Origin of the sequence: Sphaerotilus sp. (genome assembly GCF_013299175.1) — a bacterium.
Lineage (GTDB): Bacteria > Pseudomonadota > Gammaproteobacteria > Burkholderiales > Burkholderiaceae_C > Sphaerotilus.
In genome coordinates this window covers 1-22,206 of sequence record NZ_JAAFKF010000013.1, presented here as the reverse complement: position 1 = coordinate 22,206, position 22,206 = coordinate 1, and the positions used below count along the sequence as shown (strand labels likewise).

Below are 22,206 nucleotides of genomic sequence, written 5' to 3'. Positions count from 1 at the left end.
GCCGGCCCACGCAGGTTCAGGTTCAGGCGGGGGTGAAGCGCAGCGTGCGGCCTTCGGCGGCACTGCGCATCGCGCACTCCATCACCGCCATGACCTGCAGCGCCTCGGCGGCCGGCACCGGGTTCGGACCCACGCCGTGCAGCGCGTCGCGGATGCCCAGGTAGTACTGGCGGTAGTCGCCCCGTGGTCGCGGTACCGGCGTCGGATCGGCTGCACCGACCACCTGCAGCGCCGGGCGGGCATCCTCTCCCCAGCCGGGTGCGCCGGGGACCATGCCGGCCTTGAGCTGGTCTTCCTGCGTGTCCAGGCCGTTGGAGAGCCAGCTTCCGGCCGTGCCATGCAGCTCGAAGCGCGGCGAGTGCCAGGCCGCCAGCCGCGTCACATGCAAGGTGACACGGCGCTGCACGCCTGCGGACGCGTAGCCGAGCACCACCTGCGCCCAGTCCACCACGCCCTCGGCTCCGTCGCGCAAGCCCGCCATGTCCGCCATCACCGTCTGCGGCGACCCGAACAGGCACAGCGCCTGATCGACCACATGCGGTCCCAGGTCGAACCACAGTCCCGATCCCGGCCCCGGACGCTCGCGCCAGCGGTCGCGTGGCTGCGGGGCAAAGCGGTCGAACCGGGACACCATCTCGCGGACATCCCCCAGCCCGCCACCGCGCAAGGCTGCCTGTGCGCCGAGGAAATCCCCATCCCAGCGCCGGTTGTGGAACACCGACAGCAGGCGCCCACGCACCTCGGCCAGTTCCACCAGATCGCGTGCTTCGTCCATCGATACCGTGAAGGGCTTGTCGATCACCACATGCTTGCCGGCCAGCAGGGCGGCGCAGGCCAGCGGGTAATGGCTGTCGTTGGGGGTGGCGATGACGACGAGGTCGATGGCGGGGTCGGTGGCGGCGGCCAGGTAGTCGCTGGTGACGCGCACTTGTGGCAAGCGGGCGTGGACCTTGCCAGCGTCACTGGAGGCGACCAGCGCGAGCGACAGCCCGTCCACGCTGTCGATCAGCGGGGCGTGGAAGGTCTGGCCGACATAGCCGAACCCGATCAGCGCGACGTTCAGCGTGGAAGGTGTGGGCGACATGGACGGGATGGTTCGTTCAGGCATAAAAAAAGGTGAGCACCCATCGGGCGCTCACCAAGAAAGGGTGGCAGCACTCTATGCCACCCCCTCAGGACCACTAGAACCGTGGACCCCGAAACTTTTGATGCCACTGCCGCAAGGGCAGCCGGGATCAGAAAGCGTAGTTGACGCGAACGCGCAGACCGATGCGCTTCGTTTCGTTGTCGGCCTTGCTGTAGGAAGCGGCCGGGGTGATGGTGGCGCCCGTGTCGAACAGCGGCAGGCTGTAGGCAGCGTAGAAAATGTTTTCCTTGGCCGAGCCAGTCTTGTCCATGATGTAGCCGACGCCAGCAGCGCCCATCGTGGCGTTCAGGCCCAGGCTGGAACCCTTGACACCAACGGAACCAGCGGCAGCAGCCGTGGTCTTGCCCGAGCCGTAGCTCAGGTTCAGGCCCGTGCCGGCCATCGTGGTGCCGACGGTGATGCCAGCGCCGTTGACGGTGGAGCCAGCAGCGTTCTTGCCGCTTTCGAAGCCGACCTTGGCGTTGAAGCCGTCCATGCCGAAGCTGACGACCGGGCGGATGCCGACGTTCTTGACAGCCGCCATCAGGCCCAGCTCGAAGCCGACGCCACCACCGGCGTTCAGGGTCAGCGCAGCGTGTGCGTCGCTGGTACGGCCGCGGAAGGCGTTGGTGCGGTAGCCCGACGGAGCGCCGCCGTCTTCAGCGATGGTGTCCTTGCCCGTGGGGAACAGGTCAGCCGCTTCGAAGCGGCCCAGCTTGATGTCGCCAGCCGAGTTGCCGATCTGGACCCACATGTCGTCCACACCGACGGTGCCGCCCTTGCCGGCCATGTAGCTGGCGCGGCCAGCGACGAAACCGCCGCCCTTGTCGGCCTTGGAGAAAGCGTTCAGTTCAACGCGGCCGCCTTGGCTGGCGCCACGCTTGTTGTTCTGGTACGTGGTGTCCATTTCGACGTTGGCGTCGAAGCCGACAGCGGCGAAAGCCGGAGCGGAGATCAGGGCGGCGATGGCCAGGGCCAGTTGGGATTTGCGGATCATGGTCAGACTCCTCTTTCGTTGCGGGAAGATGGCCGAATGTTCGACCTTGGGTGATGCTTGGGTGATGAACAGTAGCGACTATTCCATTCCAATTTACCTGAGGATGACCCTTGGTAAACCAGCGTGTCGCGCCGCTGCAACATTCGCTCGGTGTCTGGATTGTGTGCTGCACCGTGGTAGGGAGCCAGTGCAGCGCGTTCAGACAACAGACCGGTTACGGCGGGTTTCTCCGCTGTGAATTTATGCCAGAACACGCGTTCACAGTAGCGCCGTAAACGTTTGCGTTTTTACCGTACCCTGATTTAGGCGAAAACCTAGGGAACATCCTTGTCGCAATTACGCGACGTTACAGCGCCACCATCCACTCGTGGGCTGGATCGTTCTTGAAGTGCCAGAGCCGGCCCGGACCTGCCATGACATTCAGGTAGTACAGGTCGTAGCCGTGCGGCGCCACGCAGGGGTGATACCCGCGAGGAACCATCACGACATCGTGGTTTTCCACGGCGCAGGCTTCGTCAATACTGCGGTCGTCGGTATAGACGCGCTGAAATGCGAATCCCTGCGGCGGGTTCAATCGGTGGTAATAAGTTTCTTCGAGCAGAGTTTCTTCCGGCGGCACATCGCGGTCGTGCTTGTGCGGCGGATAGCTGCTGGAGTGGCCGGCAGGGGTGATCACCTCGACCACCAGCAAGTGGTCAGCGCCCGGATCGTCCTGGGGCAGGATGTCGCACACATAGCGCGTGTTGGAGCCTTTTCCGCGCACGCTGCGGCGCATGCCGGCGCCGTCGATGCGCCGCACGGCGTGGCCGCCCTTGCTCGGCGCACTGCAGAGCGCGACCTCGGCGTCCCGCGTGGCCGTGACGGTCAAGGACTGACCACCGGGCACGTACAGCGCATCCGGCGACTGCTCGGCGAACACGCTGTCGCGCGAACCCAGCCCCGCGAACACGGTGTCGCCGACCCGCACTTCAACGGTGCCGGTGAGCACGACCAGACACAGCTCGCGCGTGCCGGTGTCGAGTGTTTCGTGGTCGCCTGCTGTCAGCCGCAGGGCGCGGAAACCGACGTGCGTCCAGCCTGCCCGCTCGGGTGTGATTTCGCAGATTTCTCGCCCGGAGGCGGCCTTGACGAGCAGGCTCATGGTTCAGCTTCCCAGTCGGTTGACGATGGCCCGCAGCGTGTCGTGGCCCTTCTTGGCATAGGCGTAGCTCGGGGCCACGGCGGGGTCTTGCTCGGCCTCGACGACCAGCCAGCCCTCGTAGCCGGCATCCTTCAGCGTCGTCAGCACCGCGTCGTAGTCGATCACGCCGTCGCCGGGCACGGTGAAGGTGCCGTTGATGACGCCGTTGAGAAAGCTCCAACTGTCGTTGCGCGCTTGCGCGATGACGGCGGGGCGCACATCCTTGCAATGCACATGCACGACCCGTGCCAGGTGCTTTTTCAGCGGCACGAGCGGGTCGGTGGCGCCGCCGAAGTAGGCGTGGCCGGTGTCGTAGAGCAGGAAGACCTTGGCCGGGTCGGTCAGCGCCATGAGCTGGTCGATGTCGGCGGGCGACTCGACGTAGGCGCCCATGTGGTGGTGGTAGGCGAGCCGGATGCCGTAGGTGTCGAGCAGGTGCTGGCCGAAGGCGTTCAGGCGCTCGGCGTAGGCTTGCCATGCGGCTGCGTCGCGGAAGGTCGGGCGCTTGCTGACGGGCGTGTCGATCTGCCCTTGCACGGTGCCGGCGCACTCGCCGTAGACGACGACGTTGGCGCCGTTGAACTGCAGCTTGGCCATGTGCGCCACGCAGCGGTCGATCTCGGCCTCCACCGTGTCTTCGGCCAGGAAACCCGAGTACCAGCCCGAGACGCAGGCCACACCGAACTCGTCGAGCTTGGCCTTCAGGCCGGGGCCGTCCTTGGGGAACTTGTTGCCGAGTTCGAAGCCTTCGTAGCCGATCTCGGCGCCTTCGGACAGGGCGGTTTCGAGCGGGGTTTCGCCGCCGAGGGCGGGCAGGTCATCGTTCATCCAGGAGATGGGGTTGATGCCGATGCGGACGTTCCAGGTCATGTGCGGTTCCAGTGGGTCGGGTTCAGTCGGGTTCAATGAAATTGTTTCTTCTTGGCTTCGACGTAGCGGGCTTGCGCGGCCATCGCCTCGGGGCGCGGCGACACCTCGGGCAGCGCGACTTCCCACCATGTTCCGCCGTCGTTCGTCGTCCGGTGGTGCGTCGTGTCGATGACGAGCACCTGCGATTTCGTTGCGGCGCGGGCGCGGGCCAGCTCGCGGCGCAGCTCGGCGACATCCTGCACATGCACCGCGTCCGCGCCCATCGAGCGGCCGTGCATCGCGAAGTCGATCGCCGACGGCTGGCCGCCTTCCGGGATGCAGTCGTCGAGCATGTTGTTGAAGCTCGCACCGCCGGAGTTGACCTGCAGCCGCTCGATGCAGCCGTAGCCGCGGTTGTCGAGGAGGACGACGATGATCTTCCGGCCGAGCATCACCGAGGTGGCGAGTTCGGCGTTGAGCATCATGTAGGAGCCATCGCCGACGATCACGAACACCTCGCGCTCGGGGCGGGCCAGCTTGGCACCCAGGCCACCGGCGACCTCGTAGCCCATGGTCGAGAAGGCGTAGTCCATGTGGTAGTTGCCGGGCAGGCCGCTGCGCCAGAGCTTGTGCAGCTCCGCGGGCAGCGTGCCGGCGGCGCAGACCACCAGATCCTTCGTGCCGCTGTCCAGCCCGACATCCGCCGCCGATTCGCGCACCGCGCCGATCACCTCGGCGTCATACGGCCGCGTGTCGGTCGGCACGTTCAGCGTCAGCTCGGTCACGCGGGCGACCCACGCGGCGGCGCGTGTGCGGCTGGTCGCGGTCCAGTCGGCGTCGGCCGTCCAGTCGCCCAGCGCGGCCGACAACTGCGCCAGCCCTGCGCGTGCGTCGGCGACCAAGGCTTGCCCGCGCTTCTTGCCGGCGTCGAAGGGCTGCACGTTCAGGCTCAGCAGCTTGGCGTGTGCGAACAGCGAGTGCGAGCCGGTGGTGAAGTCCTGCAGCCGGGTGCCGACGGCGAACACCACGTCGCACTCGGCCGCCGCCGCGTTGGCCGCCGGCGAGCCGGTGACGCCGATCGCGCCGAGGTTGAGCGGGTGGTCCCAGGCGAGGCTGCCCTTGCCGGCCTGCGACTCGACGACGGGAATGCCGTGCGCGTCGGCGAAATCGCGCAGCGCCGCCCAGGCTTGGCTGTAGAGCACGCCGCCGCCGGCCACCAGCATCGGCTTCTTCGCCGTTTTCAGCAGCGCCACGGCCTCGTCCAGCTCGCGCTGTTCGGCAGGCGGGCGGCGGAAGCGGATCACCGCCGGCTCGAAGAACTCCACCGGCCAGTCGAACGCGAAGGTCTGCACGTCCTGCGGCAGCGCCAGACACACCGGCCCGCACTGCGCCGGGTCGGTCAGCACCTGGATCGCCCGTGGCAGCGCCACCAGCAACTGTTCGGGGCGCGTGATGCGGTCGAAGTAGCGCGTCACGGGGCGGAAGCAGTCGTTGGCGCTGACATCGCCCTGCTCGAAGTCTTCGACCTGCTGCAGCACCGGGTCCGGCAGCCTTGTGACGAACACGTCGCCCGGCAGCAGCAGCACCGGCAGCCGCCCGACATGCGCCAGCGCCGCCGCGGTCACCATGTTGGTGGCGCCGGGGCCGATGCTGGAGGTGACGGCCATGATGCGCTGGCGGAAATTCGCCTTGGCGTAGGCAATGGCGGCGTTGGCCATGCCCTGCTCGTTGTGGGCGCGGTAGGTGGGCAACTGGTCGCGCACCTGGTGCAGCGATTCGCCCAGGCCGGTCACGTTGCCGTGGCCGAAGATGGCGAAGGCGCCGCCCACGTAGGGCAGGACTTCGGTGGAGCCGTCCACATGGGTGACTTCCACGCGCAGCGCGGCCAAGTAGCGCACCAGGGCTTGGCTGACGGTGAGTCGGAGGGTGTTGTTCATAGGGGGAATTCGGGCGTCCGGGCGTTCAGTGGGCCTTGCGGCGCTTCCAAGCTTCGACAAGGGTGGCGAAATTCTGCGCCACGGTGTCGATGAAGGCGGTATCGGCATCGGCGCCGATTTCGCCCTTGAACCACTGCAGCGAGGCGTCCACCCACAGCGTGCGGCCGACCATGAAGCCCTTGACGATCGGGTTGGTGGCGTGGACGAAGCTGTCGGCGAGGTACTGCAGCGGCTGGTTCAGGCCCAGGATCACGGCGCCTCGGCAATGCGGGTCACGCTCGGCCACCAGGGCTTCGAGCTGTGTCCAGCCATCGGCGCTCATGGGGGCGAGCTTCCACCACTCGGGTTTCACGCCGAGGTTGTAGAACCGCTTGACGGCGCGCAGCACGGCGGCGTCCTCGGTGCCGGCCGGCGTCATGGCCTTCGGGGGAATGATCTCCAGCAGCAGCTCGTTGCCGCTCTCGCGGGTGGCTTCCCAGAGTTCGAGCACGGTCTGTTCCTGCTCCAGGCGCAGGGCAGGGGTGTCGTCCGGGTGGTAGTGGACGAGGCACTTGACCACCTGCTCGGTCGGCCAGTGGACCAGCGACGTGCCGATCGAGCGCGTGCCGTCAAAACGCAGCGGGCGCGAACCCGGCAGCTCCACCGGCCGCCCGACCCACCAGCCGCGCCCCGTGGCGCTCGCCAGCGCGTCGCGGCCGTAGTCGCCGCCATCGATCAGCACGCCGACATGGCCCTGCAACTGGTGGCTGCGCTCGACCTGTTCGGCGGCACGCACCAGCAGCGACTTGAGTTGCGGAATGCGGCGCTCGTCGGCACCGGCTTCGCGGGCGATGTCGTAGAACTGGCTGCGGTGGTCGAACGCCATCACGCAGAGTTCGCTCCACACCGGGCGGGCCGGGGCGGTGACGCGGTGCAGGTGCGCCAGTTGGGCATCCGCATCGACCTTCGGGTTGCGGCTGCCGCTGAACCAGTGTTCCAGTTCTGCGGGTGTCGGCATCGCGGCCGAGCAGGCGTGGCGCGAGACGACGATGGCGCCGCAGGCGTTGGCGATGCGGGTCGATTCGGCCCAGTCCTTGCCTTGCAGCAGCCCGGTCATCAGCCCGGACAGGAAGGCATCCCCCGCGCCCAGCACGTTCAGCACCTCGACCCGCTCGCCGCGGAAGGTCGGCGCATCCTCGATCGCCGCCGGAATGGCGCCCTCGATGACGCAGCAGCCCGCCGCGCCGCGCTTGACCACCAGCTTGGCGGCCGACACTTCGCGCACCGCCCGCAGCGACGCCATCAGGTCGTCCGGGTGACCACCGGCGATGAAAAACTCTTCCTCGGTGCCCACCAGCAGGTCGAACTCGCCGAGCACCTGCTGGAGCTGGTGCGTCACGTTGGCGTTGTCCACGAAGCGGTTCTCGCCGGCGCCGCGACTGGTCAGGCCCCACAGCACCGGGCGGTAGTCGATGTCCAGCACGCGCATCGCCCCGTGTCGCTTGGCGAAGGTCAGCGCGGTGAGGGCGGCTTCGCGGGTCGTCGGCGTGGACAGGTGCGTGCCGGTGATGGCCAGCGCACGGCAGCCTGCAATGAACTCCTCGGAAATCTCGTCGGCGCGGATCGCCATGTCGGCACAGTTCTCACGCACGAACAGCAGCGGGAAGGTGTCGCGGTCCTTCAGGCCGAGCAGCACCAGCGCGGTCAGCCGCTCGGGGTCGGTCTGGAGCTGGCTCACGTCGCAGCCTTCGCGCTGCAGCGACTCGCGCAGGAAGTTCCCCATCTGCTCGTTGCCGACCCGCGAAATCATCGCGCTGCGCAGCCCCAGCCGCGCCACGCCGAAGGCCAGATTGCCCGACGAGCCGCCGAGGTACATCGCCATGCTGCGGGCGTCCTCCAGGCGGCTGCCGAACTGCTGGGCATAGAAGTCCACCGCGACCCGGCCCAGGCAGGCCAAGTCGATCGGGCGACCAGAGGGGAAGTTCAAGGTGCTCATCAGGAGGTCCGGCCCGGAGGCGGGCGTGTGAACGGAAGTTGGCGCCGAGTCTAGGAGCTTCGGAAATCTAATTCCCTAGGTGTATTTCCTTAGAAATCTATTTCCAAAAAATTTCTACCGAACGCTACAGTGGCGCCGTGTTGAGCAGTGCTTCACGGCGCGATCAACCGAACCACCACCCTGGATGGCGCCCCGGCGCCCGTTGTTGACACCTAGAGGAGACCGAGACCATGAAGAAACTGCTGATTGCCGCCGCTGTGGCGGGTTCCCTGGCATCCCCGATGGCCCACGCCCAGAAGATCGGTCTGGCGATGGCCCAGCTCGACACCTTCCTGACGATCCTGAAGAACGGCACGCTGGAAGCGGGCAAGAAGGCCGGCGCGAACGTGCAGGTCGAAGACGCTGGCAACGACGTGGGCAAGCAGCTCAGCCAGATCCAGAACCTGATCGCCCAGAAGGTGGACGCGATCATCGTCAACCCGGTGGACACCGACGCGACCCCGAAGATCACCAAGATGGTGACCGACGCCAAGATCCCGCTGGTCTACGTCAACCGCAAGCCGGTGGACTTCGACAAGCTGCCGGCCGGCGTGGCGTTTGTGGCCTCGGACGAGAAGGTCTCAGGCACGCTGGAGACGCAGGAAGTCTGCCGCCTGCTCAAGGGCAAGGGCGACATCCTGGTGCTGATGGGCGAGCTGTCCAACGAAGCGGCCCGCACCCGCACCAAGGACATCGAGGAAGTGGTCGCCACGAAGGACTGCTCCGGCATGAAGATCGTGGACAAGCGTGAAGGCGCCTGGGACCGCACCAAGGCGCAGGACATCACCACCAACTGGCTGTCTTCGGGCGTGAAGTTCGACGCCATCATCGCCAACAACGACGAAATGGCCATCGGCGCCATCAACGCCCTGAAGGCCGCCAAGAAGTGGACCCCCGCCTCGATCGTCGCCGGCATCGACGCCACCCCGGACGCGCTGGCCTCGATGAAGGCCGGTGACCTGAAGGTGACCGTGTTCCAGAACGCCGCCGGTCAAGGCTCGGGCGCCGTGGACGCCGCGATCAAGCTGATCAAGAAGCAGCCGGTCGAGCGTTTCGTGAACGTGCCGTTCGAGCTGGTGACGCCGGCCAACCTGGCCAAGTACAGCGGCAAGAACTGAGCCTGAGGGTGCCCGAGGATGTCTGAGACTGTGTTGCTGGAAATCGAGGGCATCCGCAAGGCGTTCCCTGGCGTGGTGGCGCTGGACAATGTCCGGTTCCGTCTGCGCGCGGGCACTGTCCACGCGCTGATGGGCGAGAACGGCGCCGGCAAGTCCACGCTGATGAAGATCATTGCCGGCATCTACACGCCCGACCAGGGCGAGATCCGGGTGAAGGGCCGGCCGCTGGTGCTCCACGGCCCGCTCGACGCGCTGAACCAGGGCATCGCGATGATCCATCAGGAACTCAACCTGATGCCCTTCATGACCGTGGCGGAAAACATCTGGATCCGCCGCGAGCCGCTCAACCGCTTCGGCTTCGTCGATCACACCGCCCTGCGCCAGCAGACGCAGGCCCTGTTCGACCGCCTCGCCATCGACATCGACCCCGAAGCCGAGGTGCGCAGCCTGTCCATCGCCAGCCGGCAGATGGTCGAGATCGCCAAGGCGGTGTCGTTCAATTCCGATGTGCTGATCATGGACGAGCCCACGTCCGCGCTGACCGAAACCGAGGTGGGGCACCTGTTCCGCATCATTCGACAGTTGCGGGCGCAGGGCAAAGGCATCGTCTACATCACGCACAAGATGAACGAGCTGTTCGAGATCGCCGACGAGGTGTCGGTGTTCCGGGACGGCAAGTACATCGACACCAAGCTGTCCACCGAAGTCACCCGCGACGACATCATCAAGATGATGGTCGGGCGCGAGGTGACGCAGATGTTCCCCAAGGAGACCGTGCCGATCGGCGACGTGGTGCTGTCGGTGAAGAACCTCGGCGTGAACGGCATCTTCAAGGGCGTCACCTTCGACCTGCGGGCGGGCGAGATCCTGGGGCTGGCCGGGCTGGTCGGCTCGGGCCGCTCGAACGTGGCCGAGGCGCTGTTCGGCGTCGTGCCGGCGACCGAAGGCGAGATCCGCATCGGTGGCCAGAAGGCGACGATCGGCACGCCGGCCGCCGCGATGAAACATGGCATGGCCTTCCTCACCGAAGACCGCAAGGACTCCGGCTGCTTCCTGATCCTCGACATCCTGTCGAACCTGGAATCGGCGGTGCTGAGCCAGCGTTACGTCAAGCACGGCTTTGTCCAGCAGGGCGAGCTGCAGCGCGACTGCGAGGCGATGAGCCAGTCGCTGCGCGTGAAGACGCCCGGCCTGAACGAGGTCATCCAGAACCTGTCCGGCGGCAACCAGCAGAAGGTGCTGATCGGCCGCTGGCTGCTGACCCAACCGAAGATCCTGATCCTCGACGAGCCGACCCGCGGCATCGACGTGGGCGCCAAGGCCGAGATCCACCGTCTGGTGAGCGAGCTGGCCGGCAAGGGCGTGGCGGTGCTGATGATCTCGTCGGAGATGCCCGAGGTGCTGGGCATGAGCGACCGGGTGATGGTGATGCACGAGGGCCGCATGACCGGCATCGTGGACCGTGCCGAGGCCGATCAGGTCACGATCATGGATCTGGCTTCGCGCTGATCCAGTTCCTTTTCAATACGGAGACACCATGTCAAGCAACGCGACTGTGGGCGCGCAGTCCATGACCTTCAAGCCGGCCAAGCGCAAGTGGCCGCCCGAACTCGGCATCTTCCTGGTGCTGGTCGGCATCTCGCTGTTCTTCGAGGCGCTGGGCTGGTGGGTCAACGGCCAGAGCTTCCTGATGAACCCGGAGCGGCTGCAGATCATCATCCTGCAGATGGCGGTGATCGGCATCATCGCCATCGGCGTGAATCTGGTCATCATCACCAGCGGCATCGACCTGTCCTCGGGTTCGGTGGTGGCGGCGGCGGCGGTGGTTTCCGCGAGTCTGGCGCAGGTGTCGGACTTCCCGCGGGCCATCTTCCCGCACCTGACCGACCTGCCGATGGTCTGGCCGCTGCTGGCCGGCACCACGATCGGCTTGCTGATCGGGCTGCTCAACGGCTCGCTGATCGCCTTCACCGCGATCCCGCCCTTCATCGCCACGCTGGGCACGATGGTGGCCGCCCGCGGCTTCGCCAAGTGGTTCACGGGCGGGATGCCGGTGTCGATGCTGACCGACAACTTCGCCTGGATCGGCTCCGGCGCGGTCCCGGTGTTCATCTTCCTGGTGGTGGCGGCGATCTTCCATGTGGTGCTGCGCTACACCCGCTTCGGCAAGTTCACCTATGCGATCGGCGCGAACCGGCAGGCCGCGATCGTTTCGGGCATCAACGTCAACCGCCACCTGATCTATATCTACACGATCGCGGGTCTGCTCAGCGGCATTGCCGGCTCGGTGACGGCGGCGCGGGCCATCTCGGGCCAGTCTGGCATGGGCGTGATGTACGAGCTGGACGCGATTGCCGCGGTCGTCATCGGCGGCACCTCGCTGTCGGGCGGCATCGGCCGGGTCACGGGCACGGTGATCGGCGTGCTGATCCTGGGCGTGATGACCTCGGGGTTCACCTTCATCCGCATCGACGCCTACTACCAGGAGATGGTCAAGGGCGCGATCATCGTCGCGGCGGTGGTGGTCGATCAGTACCGCCAGCGCAAGCGCCGCGGTGCCTGAATCTCCAGTGGTGTGGTGATCGCCGCCGGCCAAGGCCGGGCGGCGTGTGGCGCGCAGCCTGGGTTGCGCGCCTTTTTTCGTTCTGCGTTCTGTGCCGGATCGGGCGTGACACCGTTGATACCGTTGATCAGCGTATCCAGGTCGTACTCGGGGGGCACCGCTTCCTGGCGGGTGTCCATGGTGCTGTCGATTTTTAGCTGTTCCATAGGTCAAACATTCTCCGGCGTGCAGACCTCCACCGGCAGCGTCCGCTGCATCGCCAGCGGCGGCCCATCCGGCCGGTCGAGCGCGTCGTGCATCGCGGCCACTACCGTTTGCGCGATGCGCTCGATCGGCGTGACCAGGACCAGATCGACGATCCCGTCGATCAGGGCGTTGCGGTGTTCGGCGTGCAGCTCGTTGCAGACGGTGACGACGTGGCCGAGCGGGTGGCCGGGCGGACGCTCCAGCCGCAGGGCGCGGATCATCCCGCTGGCACCACCCCCGGCCGCCTCGTAGATGCCCGCGAGGTCCGGGTGGCGCCGCAGCAGCTCCAGCGTCGCCTCGTGCCCGATCTGCGCGTCCTCCAGGTTGACGATCGGGTCGAGCACGCGGAACGCGGGCGCGTGCTCCCGCAGGTAGGCCCGAAAACTCATCTCGCACGCCTCGTGCCCCAGGTAGCGGTGGCTGCCGACGAACACCGCCACCGGCCCCGGCGCCTTGGCCAGCCGGCTGATCGCCCACGCTGCCGTGCGCCCGCTTTTCCTCGGATCGACGCCGACGTAACCCGCCCGCGTCGGCGCACTCAGGTCCGACAGCAGCGAGAACACCGGCTTGCCGGCGGCGTGCAGCGTCTCGATCGCGGCGGTGACGTGCGGGTGGTCGATCGCGACGACCGCCAGCGCATCGACCTCGCGGCCCAGGTCAAGCAACTGCTGCGCGATGGCGGCCGGTTCCACGGCGGCCATGTACTCGATCACCGCGACGCCCGGCGACGGGTAGCGCGCCACCGCCACGTTCAGCGCCCGGCCGAGGGCCTGGTAGAACGCCTCGTGCCGCCGCAGCAGCACGAACCCCAGCGTGCGCACCGTGCGGTCGGTGCGTTCCTGCAGCCGGGCGCGCATCAGGTGGGCGCCGTGGTAGCCGATGCGCTCGGCGGCTTCGATGACGCGCAGCGCCGTGGCTTCGCGCACCGGCAGTCGGCTGTTGAGCACGCGGTCCACCGTCGCGGTGCTCACGCCGGCCGCCGCCGCCACGGCGGTGAGGGTGGGGCGGCTGCTCATGATGGAAATGCAATGATGCAGTGCCGCATGGTTGATGCCTTCTGATAGGAAATGATGGTTTTGGATGGGTTGGCATTGTGGTGCAGGAACAGTGTCCCTAGCATCCGCGCATCCAACGGAAATCCAGCGGAAATCCAATGAAACGAACCATGCCATGCGCAGCGACACGATGACCGACCCGGCCCCCAACCTCGACGATTACCGACTGATCGGTGGGGCGGGCGACCGTGCGGCGGCGGCCGGGCTGGTCAACGGCGACTGGTACAAGTGCGCCGTGCCGCGGGCGCTGATGAAGGAGCTGATGAAGCGCGACGACGCCCACGCGATCCGCGACACCGCGCTGTGGTTCGCGCTGGTGATCGGGGCGGGGGCGTTGATGGGCTGGGCGTGGACGGTGGGCACGGGCGCGTTCATCGCCGCCTTCTTCCTCTATGCCACGCTGTATTGCGGCCCGGCCGACTCGCGCTGGCACGAAGCCGGCCATGGCACCTGCTTCAAGACGCGCTGGATGAGCGAGGCGCTGTACCAGGTGGCGTGTTTCATGGTGCTGCGCCGCCCGACCCGCTGGCGCTGGAGCCACGCCCGCCACCACACCGACACGCTGGTCGTCGGCCGTGACCCGGAAATCGCCGCGCCGGTGCCGACCGACCTGCTGACGATGGCGCTGAACTGCTTCGCCATCAAGAACGCGCCGACCGAATACGCCCGCGTCATCGCCAACGCCTTCGGGCAGCTCAACGCCGAAGAGAAGACCTTCGTGCCCGAGATGGAGTGGCCGAAGATGGTGCGCGAGGCGCGGGTCTGGGTGGCGATCTATGCGGCGCTGATCGGCGTGGCGCTGTACTTCCAGAGCTGGTTGCCGCTGTTCTATGTCGGCCTGCCGTCGATGGCCGGCGCATGGCTCTACAACTTCTTCGGCCTGACGCAGCACGCCGGCCTGCCCGAGAACGTGCTCGACCACCGCCGCAACTGCCGCACGGTCAAGATGAACCCGGTGTTCCGTTTCCTCTACTGGAACATGAACTACCACGTCGAGCACCACATGTTCCCGATGGTGCCGTACCACGCGCTGCCGAAGCTGCACGAAGCGATGAAGGCCGACTGCCCGCCCGCCTACAGTGGCACCGCCGAGGCGTACCGCGAGATACTGCCCGCCCTGTGGCGCCAGCGCCGCGAGCCGACTTGGCACATCGTGCGCCCGGTGCCTGCCACCCCGAACTGAACCAGACTGAACCACAGTCCCACATTCCGGAGTCCTGCCATGCCCCAATGGATCAACGTCTGCCCCCTCGACGACATCGATGACGAGGACGTGTCCCGCTTCGACCACGCCGGTCAGACCTACGCCGTCTACCGCGTCGAGGACAAGGTCTACGCCACCGACGGCCTCTGCACCCACGAGAAGGTGCATCTCTGCGACGGCCTCGTGATGGAGCACGTCATCGAGTGCCCGAAGCACAACGGCCGCTTCGACATCCGCAACGGCCGACCCCTTGGCGCCCCCGTCTGCGTGGCGCTGAAGACCTACCCGGCCAAGGTCGAGGACGGTCGCATCTTCATCGAAGTCTGAGGACGACCCGAGCATGCCCACTTCACGCGCCATGGTGATCGTCGGTGCCGGCCACGTCGGCGGCCGTGCTGCACAGGCGTTGCGCCAGGGCGGCTGGACTGGCCCGATCGTGCTGATCGGCGCCGAGCCGCACCTGCCTTACGAACGCCCGCCGCTGTCCAAGGGCTTGCTGACCGGCGTGCAGGACGCGGCCTCGTGCGCACTGCGTCCCGCCGCGGACTACGACGCCGACCAGATCAGCCACGTCGTCGCCTGGGTGGCGTCGATCGACCCGGTGCAGCGCGAGGTGACGATCACCGGCGGGCCACAGCGGGCCGAGCGGCGCATCGCCTACGAGGCGCTGTTGCTCGCCACAGGTGGGCACCTGCGCCGGCTCGACATCCCCGGCGCGGACCTGCCCGGCATCCTCGGCCTGCGCACGCTCGACGACGCCGCGCAGATCGCCGCCCGCCTGCAGCCCGGCCAGCACATCGCCATCGTCGGCGGTGGCTTCATCGGGCTGGAAGTGGCCGCGTCCGCCCGCCAGCGCGGCTGCGCAGTCACCGTGATCGAAGGGGCGCCGCGGTTGCTGGGCCGTGCCGTGCCCGAGGCAATCGGCGTGCGCGTGCTGGCACTGCACCGGGCGCACGGGGTGGACATCCGCCTCGGCACGCTGCCCACCGCCTTCGAGCGCCAGCCGGACGGCCGCACCCGCGTCGTGCTGGCCGATGGTGCCGTGGTGGACGCCGACACGGTGATCGTCGGCATCGGCATCGCGCCGTCGGTCGAACTCGCGGTGCAAGCGGGCCTGACCGTGCAGCGCGGCATCGTCGTCGATGCGCAGCTCGCCACCAGCGCCCCCGGTGTCTACGCCGCGGGCGACGTGGCCGAATTCCCCAGCCCTGCCAACGGCGCGCTGATCCGGCAGGAAACCTGGCAGAACGCCGAGACGCAAGCCCGCGTCGCGGCGGCCAACATGCTCGGCCAGGGCATCGCCTTCGACGCGCTGCCGTGGTTCTGGTCCGACCAGTTCGACCACCAGCTCCAGGTCAGCGGCGAGCCGGCGCTGGGCGTGACCACCGTGACCCGCCCGCTGGGCGACGCGGCGTCGATCGACTTCCACCTCGACGCCGACGGGCGGCTGGTCGGCGTCAGCGGCTTCGGCCCGGTGTCGGTGGTCGCCAAGGAACTCAAGCTGGCGCGGATGCTCGTCGAGCGGCACCGCCAGCCCACGCCCGCGGCCCTCGCCGATGCCGCCGTGAAACTCAAGTCGCTGCTCTGAATCCCCCCATTCCCACCGAAGCTCCCCCATGAAAAAGCCCCAACGCCCGACGATCGCCGACCTGCGTGCCCTCAAGGGAAAGCGCCAACTCAGCATGCTGCGCATCGAGACGCTCGACGAAGCGGCGGCTGCGCAGCAGGCTGGTGTGGATCTGGTGTCGGTGCCGCCCGCGCTGCTGGGTCCGGCCTTCCGCGAGGCTGCGCCGACGCTGTTCGCCTTTCCCGGACTTGAATACGGCGATTTCGTCAGCGCCGAGGAATACCTGCGCGCCGCCTTCGCCGCGATGAAGGCCGGCGGCGACGCGGTCTACTGCGCCGCGAGCATGGGCATCGTGCGCCGGCTGCGCGAGGAGGGCATTCCCGTCTGCGGCCACACGGGTCTGATCCCGTCGCAATGCACCTGGACCGGTGGCTTCAAGGCGGTCGGCAAGACGCTGGAGACGGCGCAGCTCGTGTACCGCCAGGTCAAGGCGCTCGAAGAGGCTGGCGCCTTCGCTGCGGAGATCGAAGTCGTGCCAGCCGACATCGCCGCGGCGATTTCGAAGCGCACCAGCCTGCTGCTCATCTCGATGGGCGCCGGTGCCGGCGGTGATGCGCAATACCTCTTCGCCAGCGACGTGCTCGGCTCGAACACCGGCCACATCCCCCGCCACGCCAAGGTCTACCGCCACTTCGCCGCCGAATTCGCCCGCCTGCAGGCCGAGCGCATCGCCGCGTTCAGCGAGTTCCGCACCGACGTGGACAGCGGCGCCTACCCCGAGGCCAAGCACAATGTCGGCGTCGCGCCCGAGGTGCTGACCCAGTTCACGCAGTTCCTCGACCAGCAGCCCTGAGTTCTCACACCACCATGACCACTGCCGCCGCCTACGTCCTCACGCTCTCCTGCCCCGACAAGCCGGGCATCGTCCACGCTGTTTCCGGTCTGCTGTTCACCCACGGCGCCAATATCCAGGAAGCCGCCCAGTACAACGACCAGCAGACGGGCCTGTTCTTCATGCGCGTGCAGTTCGTCTGCGCGCAGACTGGCCGCGAGCAGCTCGACGCGGCGCTGCAGGATCTGGCGGCGCAGTGGACGATGACCGTCGATCTGCACCGCGCCGACCAGCGCATGCCCACCGTCATCTTCGTCAGCCAGCACGGCCACTGCATCAACGACCTGCTGTTCCGCTGCAAGAGCGGGGCGCTGCCGATCGAGGTCAAGGCGATCGTCTCGAACCACCGCGACTTCTACCAGCTCGCCGCCAGCTACAACATCCCCTTCCACCACCTGCCGATGACGGCGGCGACCAAGCAGGAAGTCGAGGCGCGGCAACTCGACATCGTGCGGTCGGAGGGCGCGGAACTCGTGATCCTGGCGCGCTACATGCAGATCCTGTCGGACCCGATGTGCCGGGCGCTGAGCGGGCGGGCGATCAACATCCACCACAGCTTCCTGCCGAGCTTCAAGGGTGCGAAGCCGTATTACCAGGCGCATGACCGCGGCGTGAAGCTGATCGGCGCGACCGCCCACTACGTCACCGCCGACCTCGACGAAGGCCCGATCATCGAGCAGGACGTGGCCCGCGTGGACCACAGCCTCACGGTGGACGACCTGACCGCGATCGGCCGCGACACCGAGAGTCAGGTGCTGGCGCGGGCGGTGAAGTGGCACAGCGAGCGGCGTGTGCTGCTGAACGGGCACAAGACAGTCGTGTTCAAGTGAGCGCCAATCGCACTGGCGTCAGAGAGAAAAAGGAATTGGCATGACGACACTGCTGCGTTGGGGAATTCTCGGGACCGGCTGGATCGCCGATCTGTTTGTCAAGGATCTGCTGCTCACCGGGCACCAGGTCAGCAGCGTGGGTTCGCGGACGCAGGAGAACGCGGAGCGTTTCGCCGCCCGTTTCGGCATCCCGAACGCCCACGGCAGCTACGAAAGTCTGGTGGCCGATCCGCAAGTCGATATTGTCTATGTGGCGACTCCGCACCCGATGCATGCGGGCAATGCGATGGCCGCACTGAACGCCGGCAAGCACGTCCTGATCGAAAAGCCGATCACCGTCAACGCTGCCGAGGCGCGCGCGATCGTCGATCTGGCGAAGGCCAGGAAGCTTGTCGTGCTGGAGGCGATGTGGACACGGTTCCTCCCGCACATGGTCCGCATCCGCGAACTGATCGCCTCGGGGGCACTCGGCACCGTCTATTCGGTCGTCGCCGATCACACGCGCGATCTGCCCGATGATCCCCTGCACCGGCTCAATGCGCTCGAACTCGGCGGCGGGGCACTGCTCGATCTGGGCATCTACCCGGTGTCTTTTGCCTGGGACATCCTGGGCATGCCGGAGGAGATCCTGTCCATGGCGCGGTTCAAGGCCACGGGCGCCGACGCTGAGGTAGCGACCCTCTTCCGCCACGGCGGCGGCGCCATCTCGACGACGATCTCCTCCAGCGACAACGCCGGGCGCAACGTCGCTTCCATCCTGGGCACCGAGGCCCGCATCGACATTGACGCGACCTGGTACGCGCCGACCTCGTTCCGTCTCCTCGACAGCGAGGACAAGGTGATCGAGACCTACGTGTCCGACGTGCCGGGGCGCGGCATGCAATTCCAGGCCGATGAGATCGAACGGTTGGTGGCGGCTGGAACGCTGGCCGGCGACATCCTGCCCCCGGAGGAAAGTGTCGCGATCATGCAGACGCTGGACACGATCCGGGCACAGATCGGGCTGCGCTATCCAGGGGAGTAAGGGCGCGACGTTGCGGTGGTGAGCGCGGGCTTCAGTCGGCGAAGACGTATTCGAGCATTTCGTCCCCATGCGCATCCGGCTGGCCGGTCGAGACCCAGCCGAGGTTCCGGTAGAAACCGTAGGAGCGCACCTTCGGATCGGCCGAGCAGCACCCGGCCGATGCCTCGGTCTTCCCACGCAGGCAACAGCGCCAGCACGATGACTTCGCCCGTCTCCGGCGCACCGAAGCAGTAGCCGACCATCTGCCCATCGTCCAGACAGACATGGCCCGGCAGCGAGCCGTCGGCAATACCGTCGCACCAAGTGTCGCGGGTGACGCCGATGTTGGCCAGCTCGCTGACGGAGAAGGCGTTTTCGCGGGTCCGGCCGCGCAGATCGACGCAGGTGTCGGCGTCCTCGGGCACGGCGGGGCGGTAGATCAGGGTCATGGGCGGGTGTCCTTCAATGCTTGATCCTGCACCATGTCCACGTAGGCCCGGTCGAGCAACTGCGCTGGCGTGATGCCGAGCTGCTGCATCAGCGCCTGCGCCTCCTGCTCGCCGGCCTCGACCGGCTCGCCCTCGCGCAGCACGACCTCCAGCTCCATGAATGTGCCCAGCCCCGCGACCCGGTCCAGATGCACCCGCGTGCGGCCGACGAGGTAGAGCGTGCGCTGCTTGACGACGCGGCCGGTCTGGCCGTGCGCGAGCGTCAGCACCTCGCGCAGCGTGTCGGGCGAGGCGGTGGGCGTGATGGCGTAGAACGAGGTATTCGGGCCGGTCTGGTCGGCGCGCTGGTAGAAGATCAGCTCGCCGCGCCCATCGCCGAAGTCGCGCAGCTTGAGGCGGCCGTTCGGACAGGCAAAGAAGGTGTCGTCCTGCGCGATCTCGGTCGGTCCGGCGGTGGACAAGCCAGCGACGCGGTGGGCGAGGGCGTCGAAGTCGGCGACGCGGGCCTTGATTTCGGTGTTGCGGGCCATTCAGACCAGCGAGTGTGTCTGCAACCACTCTTTCAATGCCCCATCGACACGCGATTGCCACCCCGCTCCAGTCGCACGGAAGGCGGCCACGACATCAGGAGAAAGTCGGATGTTGATGGCTTCCTTGGGGGGGCGTTTGCCCGGCCCACGTTGCCCTGGGCGGCGACGCTCGGCCAAGGCGGCTTTCACGGCCGTGATGCCTCCTTCGCGAACAAGCGTGCCTTTGCGCCAGAACGCCTCGACGGCTTGCGGATCGTTTGGGTCGTAGGCTTCGTCCGGGTCATCGACCTGCCCCGGCGCAGCAGCGAGGGCCGCTTCGATCTGCTCAGCACTGAACTTGAGAAAAGAAGTAGCGTGTTTCATGTGTCGTCGCCTTGCGCAGGGAAATGACGTGCAGGCCATCCCCGCGTTCCGTGTAGGTCATCTGCACGACTTGTCCGGACAGCCAGCCCAGCAAGTTGAGCCGTTGCTCACCATAGACCAAGCGGTCATCTTCGAGCGTGATCACCGGCCCGTCAAACACGGCCTCACAACCATTGAAGTCAAAGCCATGTTTCTTGAGATTCAGTTGGCGCTTGGCTTCATCCCAGGTGATCATATTTTATTGTATACACGAAAAAATTCACAGGCGCCACATCCACAGCAGCAGGTTCAGGGTCACGAACGACCCCAGCGTCGTCCCCAGCAGCGCCGCCGCACTGAAGCCTTCGTGCCCATGCCGTTGCGCCAGGATCGGGTAGATGCCCATGATCGGCATCGCGGCGGTCATCACCAGCGCGGTGCGCAGCTCGGGCGCGAGCGCGGGCAGACCCACCGCCGCGCCCAGGGCCAGCGCGGCGAGGATGCACAGCGGGTGCAGCACCAGCTTGCCCAGCACGATCGGCCCGATCTGGCGGCCCATGCCGGCGAGCGACAGCCCATGCAAAGAGCCGCCGATGACGAACAGCGACAGCGCGCTGCTGGCCTGCGCGAACAGCGTCACCGTGCGCGCCAGCGGCCCCGGCAACTGCCAGCCGATCGCCGAGGCCAGGAAGCCCAGCACCAGCCCGAGGATCATCGGGTTCGTCGCCAGCCGTGCCAGCGACTGGCCGACGACGCGCCACCAGGGCAGGTGGTGCGAATCATCCCGATCGGCCAGCGCCAGCAGCAGCGGCAGCACGACCAGGTTCTCGACCAGCATGTTCAGTGCGAGCGCCACTCCTGCCACCGCCGGCAGCAGCAGCACCATGATCGGATAGCCGACAAAGCCGCTGTTCGAGCACGCCATGCCCATCGTGCTGATGGCGCTCTCCGACCACGACTTGCCGGCCACCCGCCGCGCCCAGACCATCGCCGCCACGACCAGCGCCAGCGTGCCGGCCGCGTAGACCAGCAGGTAGCTGACGTTGAGCACATCGGCGATGCGGCGCTGGCTCAGGGCGTTGAACAGCAGCGCCGGAAGGGCCGCGTTGATGACGAACTTGCCATAGGCGCGCAGCTCGGCTTTCTCGAAGACGCCACGGCGGGCGCAGAAGTAGCCGATGGCGATGATGAGATAGATGGGGCCGGTGATGGACAGGATGTCGAGCATCCGGGCAGTCTATCGCCGCACCGGCGGCCCGCTGCGGGCGGCATAGAATCGAAGCCGATGAACGCGAATGCTCCCAAGATGACGGTCGATCTGCTGCTCAAGCGCATTTCCGACGAATACGAGTCGCTCAGTCGCCAGCTCAAGCTGATCGGCCGCTACGTCGAGCAGCACCGCGATCACCTCGGGCTGGAGGGTATCCAGGACGTGGCCGCCCACTGCGGCGTGCAACCTTCGGCGGTGGTGCGCTTCGCCAAGCACTTCGGTTTCACCGGCTTCACCGAGCTGCAGCGCATCTTCCGCGACGGTTTGTCGCAGCAGATCGCCCCCGGCCGCAACTACAGCGCCCGCATCCGCGACGTGATCGAATCCGGCGCACCCAACCTGAACGCGGCGCAGATCGCCCACGAGTTCCTCGGCGGCAGCCTCGCGGGCATGCAGGAGCTGCAGAACACGCTCGACGAGGTGGCGTTCGGGCGGGCAGTCGATCTGCTGGCCGACACGCAGACGGTGTGGATCATGGCCTCGCGGCGGTCGTACCCGGTGGCGGTGTACCTCGATTACGCGCTGCAGCACACCGACAAGCGCATCGGACTCGTCACCGCGATGGGCAGCATGCACGAGGGGCAGATGCGCTCGGTGCGGGAGGGTGACGTGCTGATCGCGATCTCGTTTGCGCCCTATGCCGAGGAAACCGTCACCGTCGCGCAGCAGGCGGTGCAGCGCGGTGCCCGGCTCATCGCGCTCACCGACAGCCGCATGAGTCCGCTCGCCCGCGAGGCCGATGTGGCGCTGATCGTGCAGGACAGCGCGACCTTCGGGTTCCGCTCGCTCACGGCGTCGATGGGGCTGGCGCAGGGCCTGTTCATCGCGCTGGCGTACCGGCTGGAGCTGCCGTACCGGCCGACGCAGGCCGCAGCGGTCAGTCGGTGATGTAGCCCGGGTGGCGCTGGCGGATCGCGTCGGCGACGAGGAGCGTGCCGCTGAGGTGGTCGCGCAGGGCTTGCTGGGCGGCGGGCGCGTCGTGGGCAGCGATGGCGGCGAGGATGCGGCGGTGGTCGGCCAGGATCGCCTGCATC

The 22,206-nt window shown here is 67.2% G+C and carries 24 protein-coding genes; 10 read left to right on the top strand and 14 right to left on the bottom strand.

Features of this window, described 5'->3' with window-relative positions; genetic code table 11:
- Positions 1-22: 22 nt before the first annotated feature.
- From QZW52_RS04015 to QZW52_RS03990, 6 genes are all read right to left on the bottom strand, one after another.
- Positions 23-1,084, bottom strand: a complete 1,062-nt coding sequence (locus QZW52_RS04015; protein ID WP_293995598.1) for an oxidoreductase — start codon at positions 1,082-1,084, stop codon at positions 23-25.
- Between the two features lie 151 nt (positions 1,085-1,235).
- Entirely contained in the window at positions 1,236-2,123 is an 888-nt protein-coding gene (locus QZW52_RS04010; protein WP_293995596.1) for a carbohydrate porin, read from the bottom strand.
- Positions 2,124-2,469: 346 nt separating this feature from the next.
- A complete protein-coding gene (iolB, locus tag QZW52_RS04005; RefSeq protein WP_293995593.1) occupies positions 2,470-3,264 on the bottom strand; it encodes a 5-deoxy-glucuronate isomerase in 795 nt (264 codons plus the stop codon).
- A gap of 3 nt (positions 3,265-3,267) precedes the next feature.
- Positions 3,268-4,173: a myo-inosose-2 dehydratase gene (gene iolE / locus QZW52_RS04000; protein WP_293995590.1), complete on the bottom strand. Its 906-nt coding sequence runs from the start codon at positions 4,171-4,173 to the stop codon at positions 3,268-3,270.
- A 32-nt stretch (positions 4,174-4,205) separates the two neighbouring features.
- A complete protein-coding gene (iolD, locus tag QZW52_RS03995; RefSeq protein WP_293995587.1) occupies positions 4,206-6,089 on the bottom strand; it encodes a 3D-(3,5/4)-trihydroxycyclohexane-1,2-dione acylhydrolase (decyclizing) in 1,884 nt (627 codons plus the stop codon).
- Positions 6,090-6,114: 25 nt separating this feature from the next.
- Entirely contained in the window at positions 6,115-8,064 is a 1,950-nt protein-coding gene (locus tag QZW52_RS03990) for a bifunctional 5-dehydro-2-deoxygluconokinase/5-dehydro-2-deoxyphosphogluconate aldolase (RefSeq protein ID WP_293995584.1), read from the bottom strand.
- A 230-nt stretch (positions 8,065-8,294) separates the two neighbouring features.
- On the opposite strand from QZW52_RS03990, the gene QZW52_RS03985 reads away from it, so the two are divergent.
- The 3 genes from QZW52_RS03985 to QZW52_RS03975 are packed head-to-tail and all read left to right on the top strand — an operon-like array spanning position 8,295 to position 11,784.
- Positions 8,295-9,221, top strand: coding sequence for a sugar ABC transporter substrate-binding protein (locus QZW52_RS03985; RefSeq protein WP_293995581.1), 927 nt, complete (start codon positions 8,295-8,297; stop codon positions 9,219-9,221).
- An 18-nt stretch (positions 9,222-9,239) separates the two neighbouring features.
- On the top strand, positions 9,240-10,730 hold the full coding sequence (locus QZW52_RS03980) for a sugar ABC transporter ATP-binding protein (RefSeq protein WP_363226094.1): 1,491 nt from the start codon (positions 9,240-9,242) through the stop codon (positions 10,728-10,730).
- Positions 10,731-10,758: 28 nt separating this feature from the next.
- Complete coding sequence (locus QZW52_RS03975) at positions 10,759-11,784, top strand: ABC transporter permease (protein ID WP_293995578.1); 1,026 nt, start codon at positions 10,759-10,761, stop codon at positions 11,782-11,784.
- Here the strand turns inward: QZW52_RS03975 and QZW52_RS03970 are convergent.
- Entirely contained in the window at positions 11,751-11,963 is a 213-nt protein-coding gene (locus QZW52_RS03970) for a hypothetical protein (protein WP_293995575.1), read from the bottom strand. The genes QZW52_RS03975 and QZW52_RS03970 overlap by 34 nt on opposite strands.
- 30 nt (positions 11,964-11,993) lie before the next feature.
- Positions 11,994-13,046: a LacI family DNA-binding transcriptional regulator gene (locus tag QZW52_RS03965; protein WP_293995572.1), complete on the bottom strand. Its 1,053-nt coding sequence runs from the start codon at positions 13,044-13,046 to the stop codon at positions 11,994-11,996.
- Positions 13,047-13,200: 154 nt separating this feature from the next.
- On the opposite strand from QZW52_RS03965, the gene QZW52_RS03960 reads away from it, so the two are divergent.
- From QZW52_RS03960 to QZW52_RS03935, 6 genes are read left to right on the top strand one after another with little or no spacing between them, the layout of a single operon-like run.
- Entirely contained in the window at positions 13,201-14,268 is a 1,068-nt protein-coding gene (locus QZW52_RS03960; protein WP_293995569.1) for a fatty acid desaturase family protein, read from the top strand.
- A 39-nt stretch (positions 14,269-14,307) separates the two neighbouring features.
- Positions 14,308-14,616 (top strand): MocE family 2Fe-2S type ferredoxin, encoded by a 309-nt coding sequence (locus QZW52_RS03955; protein WP_293995566.1) that lies wholly within the window; start codon positions 14,308-14,310, stop codon positions 14,614-14,616.
- 13 nt (positions 14,617-14,629) lie between these two features.
- On the top strand, positions 14,630-15,877 hold the full coding sequence (locus tag QZW52_RS03950) for an NAD(P)/FAD-dependent oxidoreductase (protein ID WP_293995563.1): 1,248 nt from the start codon (positions 14,630-14,632) through the stop codon (positions 15,875-15,877).
- A 28-nt stretch (positions 15,878-15,905) separates the two neighbouring features.
- Complete coding sequence (locus tag QZW52_RS03945) at positions 15,906-16,709, top strand: 3-methyl-2-oxobutanoate hydroxymethyltransferase (RefSeq protein ID WP_293995560.1); 804 nt, start codon at positions 15,906-15,908, stop codon at positions 16,707-16,709.
- Positions 16,710-16,723: 14 nt separating this feature from the next.
- Entirely contained in the window at positions 16,724-17,578 is an 855-nt protein-coding gene (purU, locus tag QZW52_RS03940; protein ID WP_293995558.1) for a formyltetrahydrofolate deformylase, read from the top strand.
- 40 nt (positions 17,579-17,618) lie between these two features.
- A complete protein-coding gene (locus QZW52_RS03935; protein ID WP_293995555.1) occupies positions 17,619-18,602 on the top strand; it encodes a Gfo/Idh/MocA family protein in 984 nt (327 codons plus the stop codon).
- Here the strand turns inward: QZW52_RS03935 and QZW52_RS03930 are convergent.
- Genes QZW52_RS03930 through QZW52_RS03910 form a run of 5 tightly spaced genes read right to left on the bottom strand, consistent with a single transcriptional unit; the run spans position 18,587 to position 21,130 of the window.
- Complete coding sequence (locus QZW52_RS03930; protein WP_363226089.1) at positions 18,587-19,030, bottom strand: GNAT family N-acetyltransferase; 444 nt, start codon at positions 19,028-19,030, stop codon at positions 18,587-18,589. The two genes, QZW52_RS03935 and QZW52_RS03930, sit on opposite strands and share 16 nt — an antisense overlap.
- Positions 19,027-19,560, bottom strand: a complete 534-nt coding sequence (locus QZW52_RS03925) for a class IV adenylate cyclase (RefSeq protein ID WP_293995552.1) — start codon at positions 19,558-19,560, stop codon at positions 19,027-19,029. Before QZW52_RS03925 ends, QZW52_RS03930 begins: the two co-directional genes overlap by 4 nt.
- The gene (locus QZW52_RS03920; RefSeq protein ID WP_293995550.1) at positions 19,561-19,923 is read right to left on the bottom strand and encodes a BrnA antitoxin family protein; all 363 of its coding nucleotides are present in this window, start codon (positions 19,921-19,923) and stop codon (positions 19,561-19,563) included. It lies immediately after the preceding gene.
- Positions 19,886-20,158, bottom strand: a complete 273-nt coding sequence (locus QZW52_RS03915) for a BrnT family toxin (protein WP_293995547.1) — start codon at positions 20,156-20,158, stop codon at positions 19,886-19,888. Before QZW52_RS03915 ends, QZW52_RS03920 begins: the two co-directional genes overlap by 38 nt.
- A 24-nt stretch (positions 20,159-20,182) precedes the next feature.
- On the bottom strand, positions 20,183-21,130 hold the full coding sequence (locus tag QZW52_RS03910; RefSeq protein WP_293995544.1) for an AEC family transporter: 948 nt from the start codon (positions 21,128-21,130) through the stop codon (positions 20,183-20,185).
- A 57-nt stretch (positions 21,131-21,187) separates the two neighbouring features.
- On the opposite strand from QZW52_RS03910, the gene QZW52_RS03905 reads away from it, so the two are divergent.
- Positions 21,188-22,060 (top strand): MurR/RpiR family transcriptional regulator, encoded by an 873-nt coding sequence (locus tag QZW52_RS03905; protein WP_293995541.1) that lies wholly within the window; start codon positions 21,188-21,190, stop codon positions 22,058-22,060.
- Here the strand turns inward: QZW52_RS03905 and QZW52_RS03900 are convergent.
- Positions 22,050-22,205, bottom strand: a complete 156-nt coding sequence (locus QZW52_RS03900) for an FCD domain-containing protein (RefSeq protein ID WP_293995647.1) — start codon at positions 22,203-22,205, stop codon at positions 22,050-22,052. The genes QZW52_RS03905 and QZW52_RS03900 overlap by 11 nt on opposite strands.
- Position 22,206 lies beyond the last annotated feature (1 nt).